Source organism: Gracilibacillus thailandensis (assembly GCF_010994055.1).
Classification (GTDB): Bacteria; Bacillota; Bacilli; order Bacillales; family Amphibacillaceae; genus Gracilibacillus; species Gracilibacillus lacisalsi.
In genome coordinates this window covers 1-12,016 of the sequence record NZ_WJID01000098.1, presented here as the reverse complement: position 1 = coordinate 12,016, position 12,016 = coordinate 1, and the positions used below count along the sequence as shown (strand labels likewise).

The 12,016-nt window shown below is 35.4% G+C and carries 13 protein-coding genes; 2 read left to right on the top strand and 11 right to left on the bottom strand.

What is annotated here, in order from left to right; translation table 11 throughout:
- Positions 1-100 precede the first annotated feature (100 nt).
- The 9 genes from GH715_RS20065 to GH715_RS20025 all read right to left on the bottom strand — a co-directional run bounded on the left by GH715_RS20065 (position 101) and on the right by GH715_RS20025 (position 6,618).
- On the bottom strand, positions 101-667 hold the full coding sequence (locus GH715_RS20065; protein ID WP_163578792.1) for a YkoP family protein: 567 nt from the start codon (positions 665-667) through the stop codon (positions 101-103).
- A 114-nt stretch (positions 668-781) separates the two neighbouring features.
- The gene (locus GH715_RS20060) at positions 782-1,498 is read right to left on the bottom strand and encodes an endonuclease/exonuclease/phosphatase family protein (protein WP_153836465.1); all 717 of its coding nucleotides are present in this window, start codon (positions 1,496-1,498) and stop codon (positions 782-784) included.
- Positions 1,499-1,571: 73 nt separating this feature from the next.
- Positions 1,572-3,143, bottom strand: coding sequence for an alkaline phosphatase family protein (locus GH715_RS20055; protein WP_205601875.1), 1,572 nt, complete (start codon positions 3,141-3,143; stop codon positions 1,572-1,574).
- 70 nt (positions 3,144-3,213) lie between these two features.
- On the bottom strand, positions 3,214-3,828 hold the full coding sequence (locus GH715_RS20050; RefSeq protein WP_153836466.1) for a TVP38/TMEM64 family protein: 615 nt from the start codon (positions 3,826-3,828) through the stop codon (positions 3,214-3,216).
- A gap of 190 nt (positions 3,829-4,018) precedes the next feature.
- Complete coding sequence (locus tag GH715_RS20045) at positions 4,019-4,384, bottom strand: DUF1360 domain-containing protein (protein WP_018933751.1); 366 nt, start codon at positions 4,382-4,384, stop codon at positions 4,019-4,021.
- 71 nt (positions 4,385-4,455) lie between these two features.
- The gene (sdhB, locus tag GH715_RS20040; RefSeq protein WP_153836467.1) at positions 4,456-5,199 is read right to left on the bottom strand and encodes a succinate dehydrogenase iron-sulfur subunit; all 744 of its coding nucleotides are present in this window, start codon (positions 5,197-5,199) and stop codon (positions 4,456-4,458) included.
- 424 nt (positions 5,200-5,623) lie between these two features.
- Complete coding sequence (locus GH715_RS20035) at positions 5,624-5,932, bottom strand: CotD family spore coat protein (protein WP_153836468.1); 309 nt, start codon at positions 5,930-5,932, stop codon at positions 5,624-5,626.
- 92 nt (positions 5,933-6,024) lie between these two features.
- Complete coding sequence (locus GH715_RS20030; protein ID WP_338029427.1) at positions 6,025-6,420, bottom strand: DUF1798 family protein; 396 nt, start codon at positions 6,418-6,420, stop codon at positions 6,025-6,027.
- Between the two features lie 30 nt (positions 6,421-6,450).
- A complete protein-coding gene (locus GH715_RS20025) occupies positions 6,451-6,618 on the bottom strand; it encodes a hypothetical protein (RefSeq protein WP_153836470.1) in 168 nt (55 codons plus the stop codon).
- A 495-nt stretch (positions 6,619-7,113) separates the two neighbouring features.
- Between GH715_RS20025 and recU the strand changes: the two genes are divergently transcribed.
- Entirely contained in the window at positions 7,114-7,725 is a 612-nt protein-coding gene (gene recU / locus GH715_RS20020; RefSeq protein ID WP_153836471.1) for a Holliday junction resolvase RecU, read from the top strand.
- The gene (locus GH715_RS20015; protein ID WP_153836472.1) at positions 7,715-10,465 is read left to right on the top strand and encodes a penicillin-binding protein 1A; all 2,751 of its coding nucleotides are present in this window, start codon (positions 7,715-7,717) and stop codon (positions 10,463-10,465) included. Before recU ends, GH715_RS20015 begins: the two co-directional genes overlap by 11 nt.
- Before the next feature lie 22 nt (positions 10,466-10,487).
- Here GH715_RS20015 and nth read toward each other — a convergent pair whose 3' ends face one another.
- Positions 10,488-11,144: an endonuclease III gene (gene nth / locus GH715_RS20010; protein WP_153836473.1), complete on the bottom strand. Its 657-nt coding sequence runs from the start codon at positions 11,142-11,144 to the stop codon at positions 10,488-10,490.
- A 9-nt stretch (positions 11,145-11,153) separates the two neighbouring features.
- On the bottom strand, positions 11,154-11,828 hold the full coding sequence (locus GH715_RS20005) for a DnaD domain-containing protein (protein WP_153836474.1): 675 nt from the start codon (positions 11,826-11,828) through the stop codon (positions 11,154-11,156).
- Positions 11,829-12,016: the final 188 nt, after the last annotated feature.

Genomic DNA, 12,016 nt, shown 5'->3' with positions numbered 1-12,016 from the left:
GTCCGAAGGCGATTCATCTCCCACCTACGCATTTTCATTGTTCGTCTTTAGCTTGGAATGTTTTAGTTGTGTATCAGCTTCTCTTTATTTGTATAAAGTGTTACATTTGCTGGAAGTATTTGTTGAGCAATTTTTCTTTCGACATGAATAAATAACATGGATGATGTTTTTTTAAACTGTTAGAAGAAAGCGAATTAACCGATAGCCAGTAAATCGGGAGTAAAGCAATACATTTGAAGTATTTATAAAAAGAATTACTAATCTCTACCGTTTCAAACCCTAATTTAGAACTGCCACGATTAAGCATTGTTATACCTATTATTCCTTTTATATCAGAGGCGTTAGAATGATTATTCACATACTCTGCCAGCTGTGGTAACGATTTCTGTACATTTTGATGTATGACCATTGCTTTTCTGACATCGCTTTTTATATTTCTGACGCTTTTCATCAATTGTACATTATGCAAATGAATTTTTATTAATAGATCATTTTTTTGGATGACAGTACCATCAGATAAAATGTATTCTTTTCCCTTATAACGAGTTAAACGAACTCTAAAAATATTACGATTTCTTCCCTTTAAGTCATCAATATAAGTAAGCCGAGTAAACATAAAGTAAATAGGGTCAATGATTTGCCATAATGTTAGTACATATAACTTGATATTCATGATCTCTTTTTCCTCTCGTAAAGTAATACCAATACTATTTTGGCATATGTTCCTACGATTATTCTGTTAGATGTTACCTTTATTAGGATATGTAGAGAGGAAAGTGTGTTAGATGGATAAAGTAGATACAAAAGGCAAATGATCGGAAGCTATGGGGATCGAGTCGTTAACTTGTACATCCAAAATAGTAAAGTCCCTACTAACAAAAATATAATCCAGTCTTTTCCGCGGATTTTTCGATGGATAAGTCAGTCCATCTTGATTAGCTATGGAATCCCACACATCATTATACACCTTTACTACCCTTTTCCATCTCTTGGAATGTGCTTTCATATTCCAATCTCCAATAATTACTGTTGGCCTCTTCGCTTTGGTTATGAGGAAATCACTTTGTTGCCTATGCAGAGAAGGATTTAAGCTTAAATGTGTAACATAAAAATGCACCCATTTATTATCTAATGAAATGGTTGCTTCAAGAATAGATCTGTCTTCCGTCATACAAAGGCGATGGTTAAACAGATAACTCTTGGGTGTATAAATGGGGAAACGAGACAGTATTCCATTACCATATTGTCGAGTTAAATATTTACTTCTTGGTTGTAAGGATAGCGCAGGACTGAAAGCACCATAGTATTTTAATTCCTTTGTTAGATACTCCATTTGGTCTTGAAAATGACTTCGTTCTGAAAAATATCTGTCTACTTCATTTAAACCGATAATATCTGCATTACTGTCGGCTATAATTTTACAAATACGATCAAGATTTACTTTCTTATCTAAGCCTTTACCGTGATGGATATTATAAGTCATGACTTTAATGTGCATGCAATATTCCTCCGTCTACTTCCTTTCATTAATAGTCAGTTGGGACCAAAAACTCTGACAAGTGTTTTCCCTTTTAGTTACGAGTCTCATTTAGTATTTTTAAAATCCATTGTTTTAGATCAACCATTCGCTTATGTTCTGGTTGGAGGTCTGTTCCCGTAACAATCATTGGAAAATAGCTATCATGCTTATAAAGTGAGCCATGACTTGCTCCATTTACATGTGTTGGTGAACCTTCGCCAACAAACTCAAAACCAGGTTTTGCGTCCACAATCAAATACCTGCCTGAATGCGAATAAAAAGAACTATATAACCGTGCAAGTCCATCAGGAAAATCTTGATATGTTACCCTTTGATCCTTTGATAGTGACAGATCTAGAATTTTTTCATTTCCTTCTATCTCCCATTTTTGTCCATATGAATCAGTGAATTTACCATCAGGTTTAAATGAAAGTAACCCTTGTTTGTCTCCAGAAATTACGTTTACCATATCTTCTTGTTTCCATGCTATGAAATTAATCCTTTTATCGGTTTTTAATTGAGTGGCTATATCCTCTAGCTCTAGCTTACTATCTAACAGATAAATAAACGACATGCGCTCATTTAACCCAAGAACGATTTGATCTTGTTCTTGGACCGGACCACTTATTTGATGTATGTTATAATCTTTTAGCATTTCCCTTAAATCAATTAATGCTTGTTCTTTATCTTTTCCAATGTCACTTTGACCGCTATCCCCCATTACAATCCATATATTATCCTGTATTGCCTCTTCCCATGATGGATAACTATTAAGGATTTCTTGCAATTGCTTATCAGCATCTTCTATTCCCTTCGTTTCTTTTACTCCATTTTTATGTACTTTCTTATCATTATCAGAGAAATAGACAAGAGAATAAGAAGACAAATAATTTTTCTCTATCAAATATATAAGTTCTTTAGTTGAAAACTCATCATTAAAGCCAAATCCTTGCCAAAAATGTGTCTGATGATTATTTGGGTTTAGCTTTGATAAAATCCCGTAAGAAAAATATTGAGGACCATTGATCGAATCCCCTTTTTCTAAAAAACCGGCCAGCTTTAAAATTCTCGGTACATTTAACAGTTGTTTATGATTTGCCCGATACATAAGTGTGTTTATCGATGCAGACTGTCCATTTAATTCTTCATGAATAGTTTTTACTTCACTACTCAAGTGATGGTGATTTAGTTCAAATAAACTGTTATGGAAAACCTGTTTTACCCCAACTTTCATTATTTCTTTTCTAGCACTACCGTAACTAATAAACTTTTTATTTTGTGCATCATACCAGACTAGTGCAGGAACCTTATGTTCATTTGAATAGGTACCCGTTAACAAGGTACTGTCAATGGTTACCGACATAGTTGGATAACTACTCACCATATCTGGATAATAGTTGCCATTATGAATTAAAAATTCTAATGCAGGCGCTTTTCCTTTCCTAATAGCATCTTGTAAAGGTTCATCCATAATGGAATCTATAATAATCATGACTACACGTTTAGATGCATAATCGGAAACTTGACCTGCTTTATTTATTTTCACGATTGGTTGGATTAAATATAAATAAATAAGAACAAGTGTCATCAAAATAATGAGAATAACTAAAGATAGTTTTAACACGTTTAATCCCCTTTCCTTCATAAAATGAATCCCTCTTCCATCAGTAATAAATCATCTTCAAAAATTAACATTAACAAGCCCTCCACCAACGATAAAAAGGTATTATCAGAATTAAGAAGGCTAAATAGATACCGACTCCTATTAGCAAATGTTGAAACGATTCGAATAATTGATTCCCTATGAAGGCATAAACAATCATGCCAGGAATTTGGCCAATAGCGGTTGCTAGAATGTATGTATGAATTGACATAGCGCTTAAACCGGAATAAATATTAATGACAGGTGGTGGGATAATTGGAGCCATACGACTAACTAATACGGCGATAAACGCATTACGCTTTATCAAATCATCAAACTTTTTAATCTTATTAAACTTTGCTATCAGCTTTTGGAACTCTTTTACAAAAACAAAACGAGCAAAAAGAAACAAGAGAGCAGATGCTCCGACTGAACCTATCCAATTAATCATTGCACCCATTATAATTCCATATTTAGCTCCCATTAACGCACCGAAAACCGAAAAAGGAACCACTGGAATAATTCCGAATAGAACGGCAAGAAAACACATCAATGGCAGCTGAGACCGGTCACTTTCGTTTAACCAATTTAACAGTGGTTCATGAAATAAGTATGCTATCGACAAGATGATTCCATATGAAATGACTACAATTATCCCTTTCTTCATGCGCGAACTCCTTAAAGCTTGCTATTTAGAAATACAACCATCAGAACTTACCTAATACCTGAACCTAAAACGCATGAAACAAGTAAAAACAGTATTAATTATGGCATTAACCGTCCAAAGTTCAAGCGATCATGTCAAAGATCACATAGTAGGTATTGTTAAAGGAAAATTCTCATTGATGAGTCTCCCTTTATTGATCACTGAACCATTTCGTAATCTTTGTCCCTACTCCTACAAAGGTTTCAATGATCGCTTGTGCACCAGCTATCGATAAAATAAAAATAATCGGCCATGCAATAGAGGGAATAAACATATAAGAGATTGCAATAATAATCGCACTCCACACTCCTGCACACCAATAACAGTTCAGGAGATAACCAAATTTCGAAGTAGGAACGTTTTTAATATGCTCGTTTCCTTTGTCATCAACTACTTTTTCCTTTTTTAAAAATGGTTTTCTAATAAACTCCGTAATTTTATCAAACACAATTAAATGAGTTAAGCGGTAGCTTGCCAAAATAATAATGAAATATGTTAGCCAATTTAAATTATTCACGCTTTCCTCCCTGTTGATCATAATATGTTTATTTAGTCAACATAATAATATTATTGTAACTTAAATATTTTTTAACCAAAAAATTCACGAAATGATTGAAAAGTTGCTTCTCGATTAATTTTTGCAATGGACGTAGTTAATGGGCCCCCTTTCGGACAGACTTGTACACAATTTTGGGAATTACCACAAGATTCCAGTCCGCCATCCCCCATGAACGCTTCAAGCCTATCTTGTTTATGCATAGCTCCTGTTGGGTGTATATTTTTTACATCAATTTGAGCAAACACAAAAGGCCCTAAAAAATCCGCACTACTGTTTACATTAGGACATGCTTCCAAGCAAACCCCACAAGTAAAACACTTCGACAACTCATATCCCCATTGACGTGTTGATTCATCCATCCGTGGCCCTGAACCGATATCATAGGTTCCATCTATTGGAATCCATGCTTGTACCCTTTTTAATGCTTGAAACATTCTTTCTCTCTCAATGACCAAATCCCGTACAACTGGAATGGTCTCCATCGGCTTTAATCTAATCGGTTGTTCTAACCGATCTACCAAGGTTGAACAAGCCTGTCGTGGTGTACCATTGATAATCATAGAGCAAGCTCCACAAACTTCTTCTAAACAGTTCATGTCCCATTGCACAGGCGAGGTATGCTTGCCTTGTTTATTAACCGGATTACTTCTAATCGACATTAAAACAGAGATGATATTCATATTGGCACGATAGGGAATTAGAAATTCTTCATCATATGGTTTGGAGTCTGGATCGTTTTGTCTTTGAACAATTACATGAATATTTTCCATCATATCTCTCCCCTATTCATTGGATACATATATCAATCTCGCCAGATAATTGAAGCCTAAGTAATCAAAAATTCGAATCTACATGAGTTTATGATTATTCTTTTCAAGGATGAAGTTAGTTCTATTGCTATATGCATCCCGACATTGTTTTTGATAGTATGAAACAATCAAATCAGGAATATGCATTCATTTGTTATGTAGACTTGCCTATTTAACTTTAACTACGAATTAAGAAAAACCAGTAAAACCTCGCGGCTCCATTATTACTTGGTAGTAATGATGAAATATTTGAACAGCTTACCACCACTCAGGCTTCCCACCTCCCTTTCCGTGGTGATTCTCAACAAAAAAACTGCCATGAATTAAATCATGACAGTTCGTTCAAATAGTTCGTTCCATTTATCGCGGTACGAATCGATCGTAAAACTTATCTAGGCATCCTATTGGGTTGATTACCTTGGCCAAGTCCAGGTTGGTTTCCTGGTGTATTCCATGGTCCTTGCATAGGTCCAGGTCCGCCATATACATTGACTTGATCAACTGTGTTTTGATAAGAGGTTGTGTGTGGATAGTAATGCGTGTTTTTCACTAAATGATGATTAACACAAGTAGTATGGGACGGATGGATGTGCTTTACTTCACTTTCAGTACAAGTGTGCACTTCGTTAGTCTTAGTTGGATATACAACTGTCGGTGTTGGTGGCATTCCACATCCAAAAGGTCTTCGATGTCTCATTTCTAGTCACCTCACTATTTATTATTCTATACTAGCGTATGTCACGAATGGGAGGATTGTCTAAGACATCAACCTATACTATCGATCTTTTTTTAAAGATTATCCATATCGTTTTTTAATAAGTCGAATACATACATGACAGACTGATGTAATTCCATATACCTTTTTCTTTTTACATCTACATAATAACTGTGAAGTAACAGTAACTTTATATTTTCCTCTGTCGACTCGATCTGTTGAGGATGGACATGAACATCCCTATCTTTCACAAAGTTTAAAGCTTCACCGTACCATTGATCTACCGTTTCAAAAACCGGTTCTGTATTTTCCTTTACAAAAGCAAAAAATTCCGGATCCCTTTTATTTTCTGGGCGTTCATGCGTAAGATAATATTCTTTTAACCTGACTAACTCTTTTTCTAATTCTTCTATATATGTTAACAGTAACAAACTATTGAACCGCCTTTCTGTACCTTTAATAGCCATCATTACTGTAACATGATTCGTAAAATATTTCTATTATGCTCCCTCTTTCTTGTAAATGTCATTAACTGACCAATGATGGCTTTGTGTCTCCTTATTCGTTTTAAATTCCCATTGTTGCTCGATTTGTTCAACAAGTTCCATTAACTCATTTAATTTTTTTTCGCATGCCTCTTTTGAAAAAATAGTTTGATTACTATGCATACATATCCCTCCTCATTATATTATTAACTGTATTCGATTAGGAGGTTTGAAATTCCTTGTCCTTGACAAAACTAGAAATAAGCTGACATTAACTTTCCAATATACGTATGATTTATACAAAAAGAGTCAAACTATAATCAAAGGAGGGATTGTGATGCGTGTGAACAAAAAACGAAAGATGAATAATGTACGGGAAAAGCAGCAAAACAAAGATATACCGACGCAAAATGACAAAAAATTAAATGGACCTAATCGTCCATCAACTTAGAACAAAAGTCGACATTGCTTCTCGTAATGTCGACTTTTTACGAGCTAATCATATAATTTCTAAATTTAGCCCCCATATAAATGTTACGATTTTCGAAACTTTAAGCTAGGGATTTACTGTTCCAGCAAGCTTTTTATGTACATTTTGATTGAAGATTTCAGTTGCTTAGCGTATGATGTATCTATCCATGATATGATGGATGTGCCTGATGATATAGGAGGGAGTCTATGCAATATCCAAATGGCAAAAAGTCATCAGTTTATACTAAACTTAAATCTAATCAAACTGTCTACAGTAACCGTGGTATGTCATTGGAAGATGATATAAATGATACGAACCAATATTATTTAGCTCACAATATTGCGATTATTCATAAGAAACCAACACCGGTTCAAATTGTACATGTGGATTATCCAAAGAGAAGTGCAGCAGTTATTAAAGAAGCTTACTTTAAACAGGCGTCGACAACGGATTATAATGGTATATATAAAGGAAAGCATATAGACTTTGAAGCAAAGGAAACAAAGAATAAACATTCTTTACCACTTCATAACATTCATCAGCATCAGATAGATCATATGAAACAAATAGTGAATCATGGTGGAATTTGCTTTCTATTAATTCGTTTTAGTGTAAGTCAAGAAACCTTCCTATTCCCTGCTGAGGAGTTATTTCCCTATTGGGATCAGCAGTTCAATGGTGGTAGGAAATCTATTCGTTATGAAACTGTGAAAAAGCTAGGTTATATAATACCCATTCGATTTCAAGCAAAAGTAGATTACTTAGCTGTGATTGACAAGTATTATATGGAGAACGGAGGAACTACAAATGGCAGATAAAGGCCAATCAAGAGTTGAAAGAAGAAAACAATTAAAACAAAAAAATACAAAGACCAAACCAATGTGGAAAAAATTAATGAAATATGCACTAATCGCCGTTCTAGTAATCGGTTTAGGTATTGGCGCGTTATTTACGTATTATATTGCTACGGCACCAGACTTAGACGCTGAGCTACTATCTGATCCAGCATCTACAAACCTTTATGACATTAATGGCGATGTTTTTGCGAAACTAGGAGCAGAGAAAAGAACAAAAATAGAATATGATGACATGCCTCCTATACTATTGAATGCGATTTTAGCTACGGAAGATGTTCGATTCCATGATCATATTGGGATTGATTTCAGGCGAATTGGAGGAGCTGTTATTGCGAACTTACGTGAGGGATTTGGGGCTCAAGGTGCAAGTACCATTACCCAACAGGTTGTGAAGGGTTCATTCCTGACAAATGATAAGAAATTGAAACGGAAAGTACAAGAACAGTGGCTTGCATTACAATTAGATCGAGTATATTCCAAAGAAGAGATTATGGAAATGTATGTTAACAAGATCTATTATGGTGCTGGTGCTTATGGTGTAGCAATGGCAGCAGAAGTATACTTTGGTAAAACAGACCTTAATGATTTGACGTTGGCAGAAGCGGCAATCTTAGCTGGTTTACCACAACGACCAACAGCCTATGATCCATTTGTTAACCCTGATTTAACGAAAGAAAGAATGGACACGGTATTAAATTTAATGGTACAGCATAATAAGATTAGTAAAGAAGAAGCTGATGAGGCTAGAGAAGTCAATATTGAGGATTTACTAACAGAAAAGAAGCCTGACTTTGTCAAATATGAAGGATTTATTCAACAAGTACGCAAAGAGGTCAATGAAAAGACTGGTGCGGATATTTATAAAGATAGTTTAGATGTCTACACCACACTAGATCCAGACGCACAAGAACATGTCGAGTTTTTATTAAGTGATGCAGAAGATAACCCGATAGACTATAGTGAAGATGAAGATATGCAAGTTGGTTTAACAGTGCTTGATACAAAAACAGGGGCTATCAGAGCAATCGGCCCAGGTAGAAATCGTGAAAATGATGGTTGGAACTATGCAATTGACGGTGATGGACGTCAAGGTGGATCTACCATGAAACCAATTGTTGCCTATGGTCCGGCAATAGAAGAATTAAAATGGTCTACTTATCACCAGATAAATGATGATGAACCATATCCAATTGCAGGTACAGATGATGTTGTTCGAAATTGGAATCGTAGTTATCAAGGGTGGATGTCGATAAGATACGCACTAGAACAATCCTTAAATGTTCCTGCTGTCAAAACGCTAGAAGAAGTCGGCTATAACAATGCACAGGAATTCGCAGAAGGAATTGGAATGGATTTTGAGAGTGATTTTACTCTTACAGATGCGATTGGTGGATCAGGTTCAAGTGTTACACCAATAGAAATGGCTGGTGCATATGCAGCCTTCGGAAATGAAGGTGTGTATCATGAACCTTTCTCCGTTATCAAAGTAGATTATTCAGACAGAAGATCAGATGAATTGGAATCTAAATCATCTGTTGCGATGTCCGATTATACTGCATATATGATAACTGATATGTTAAAATCTGTTGTAAGAGAAGGTACTGGTACAAGAGCTAATGTTTCGGGGTTACCTATGGCTGGTAAAACCGGGACCACTAACCTGACTGATGAGGAAGGTGGCGGAAGCCCTGATTCATGGTTTGCAGGTTATACAACCAATTACACAGTTGCTGTATGGACCGGCTATGATGAGCGGAAAGCACTTAATAATACGAAGATTGCACATGACTTGTTTAGAGAGACGATGAGTTTTATTTCTCAGGATGTGGATACAGAAGACTTTGTGAAACCAGATTCCGTAGTGGAAGTCCAAGTTGAAAAAGGATCAAACCCAGCTAAACGACCAAGCGAATATACACCAGATTCTGAAATTGTTACAGAGTTATTTGTAAAAGGAACAGAACCTGATACCGTCTCTGAAAAATTTGATGAATTAGAACCAGTAACTAATCTAAGTGCTTCCTATGATGAGGAAAGTGAAAGCATTACAGCAAAATGGGATCATGAAGAAGACGATGTAGAATTCAAAGTTTCAGCTGGCACAGATGGATCCTTAAATGATTTAACAACAACTGGCAACAAAGAAGTAGAAATTTCTAATGTGGATAAAGGAAAAACATACACGATTGAGGTTATTGCTGTAAATGATGATATGGAAAGTGATCCTAAAACAGTTACAGTTGAGGTTCCTAAAGATGAAGCGGATGAACTTCCACAAGTCAGCCAGTTAAATCAAACTTTTGATCCAGCAAACCGATCAGCATTAATAAGCTGGGAATACGATCAGAATGGTCCTATTGAATTTGAAATTGTCGTACAAGATGGTGGTCAGACGATTGATGAATTTAACACGAATAAAAAATCTGTCAATATAACTCAGCTTGAACCTAATAAGAACTATACCATTCATGTTACTCCATTCCTAAAGAATAACGGTGTACGAGGACCTTCTGCAAGTGTTCAAGTATCTACACAGGGAATAGGCAATGAGGAAGAACCTGAGGAGAATGGCCAAGAAAACGAAGAGCAAGAGGAACAACCAAATGAAGATAATGAACCTGATGATAATCAGCAAAATCAAGATGAGCAGCAGTCAGATCAAAATGAGCAACAACAAGATCAGCCAAACGAAGAAGATTAATTAAAAAAGCAGCAAGGTTTTCTTAAACCTTGCTGCTTTTTTTCATTCTCTTTTGTCCTTCTCGACAAAGGTCAAGAAGCGGGCAAATTTCACATTGAGGACTTTTCGCCTTACAATGGTAGCGCCCAAAGAAAATTAATCGGTGATGTGTGTTACTCCATTCTTCTTTAGGAATTTTTCTCATTAGTGTTTTCTCTACTTCTAAAACACTATCTTTCCACCTGCAAATACCCAATCGTTTTGACACTCTTTCAACGTGTGTATCAACAGCAATGGCAGGCTCTCCAAATGCAACGGAAGCGACGACATTTGCTGTTTTACGACCGACACCAGCAAGATTTTCTAATTCTTGTTTTGTATTCGGAACAACTCCACCATATTCTTCGATTAAAGTTGTACACAGTTTTCGGATATTTTTTGACTTATTACGATATAGTCCTATAGAGCGAATATCGTGCTGCAGTTCCTCTAAAGGAACATTTAAATAATCTTCAGGTGTCTTATATTTTTTGAAAAGATCTTTTGTTACCTTATTAACTAAAGCATCTGTACATTGTGCAGATAAAACAACAGCTATTAATAACTCAAAAGGATTATCATGAACTAATTCACATTCTGCATCTGGAAACATGTCCTCGATATTTTCCAGAACAATATTTATTTCTTTTTTCGTTAACATTGCTCTCCCCTATTCTTCTAACCAATTATAATATAAAGATTTATCATAAGGATGTTCTTTCTTGACGGAAGTGTTTTGCTGATGACTGTGAAACGATTTACTTGATTGCTGAGCTTGTTGGGAAGTTTTAATTCCTTTCTTTTGCCACTCTATTAAAATACGGTCAATATATTTAAAATTAATTTTCCCCATCAATACTGCTTCTCTCAATGCAGCGTATATTAGTGAAATATCATGGTTATCTTCATCTAACCAGTTGTTGATCATTTCTATTTCAAAAGGTGATAATGGCCTGCCAAATTCACGTTCGAATTTTTGAAAAACTTCTCCAACCTTATTATCTACTTTTTCTACTTTTTGATCAACCGTATATAGCTTTTGCCATAATGGGTCTAATGAGTAAGATTCTTTTATGATGTTGTAATCAGCTTGGTCCTCTTCAATGGCCAGTAAATCTTTTTGTATTAATTGTCGTAGTAAATTAGTGCAAACTTCATTTGATATTGTCAGATGTTCGGCTATTTCTTCTGGGGTTGGAAAATTATTTCCTTTTCTTTGTGCCGTATAAATTTGCAAAATAATAGCTAATTGCGTCTCATTTAAACCTAAAGAAGCGAATTTTTCAATTAATAAAGCCGGAACATTCATTTGATCATGTAAGATGTATTGCATGTTTTGTTTCATCGTTTATAACCACCTTCAATCAATATGATAACACTATATTATAAAAAATACCCGTTCCTGCATCGACCAATTATTCTATAGTAGATAAAAACTGCGAACTTGTAATTTGCGGAGTGAGATTTTTTCCATTCCTTCCATAAGGAGTGCTAGGATACCGCTCCGGCAGAATACTGCGCTTTCCGTGGGCA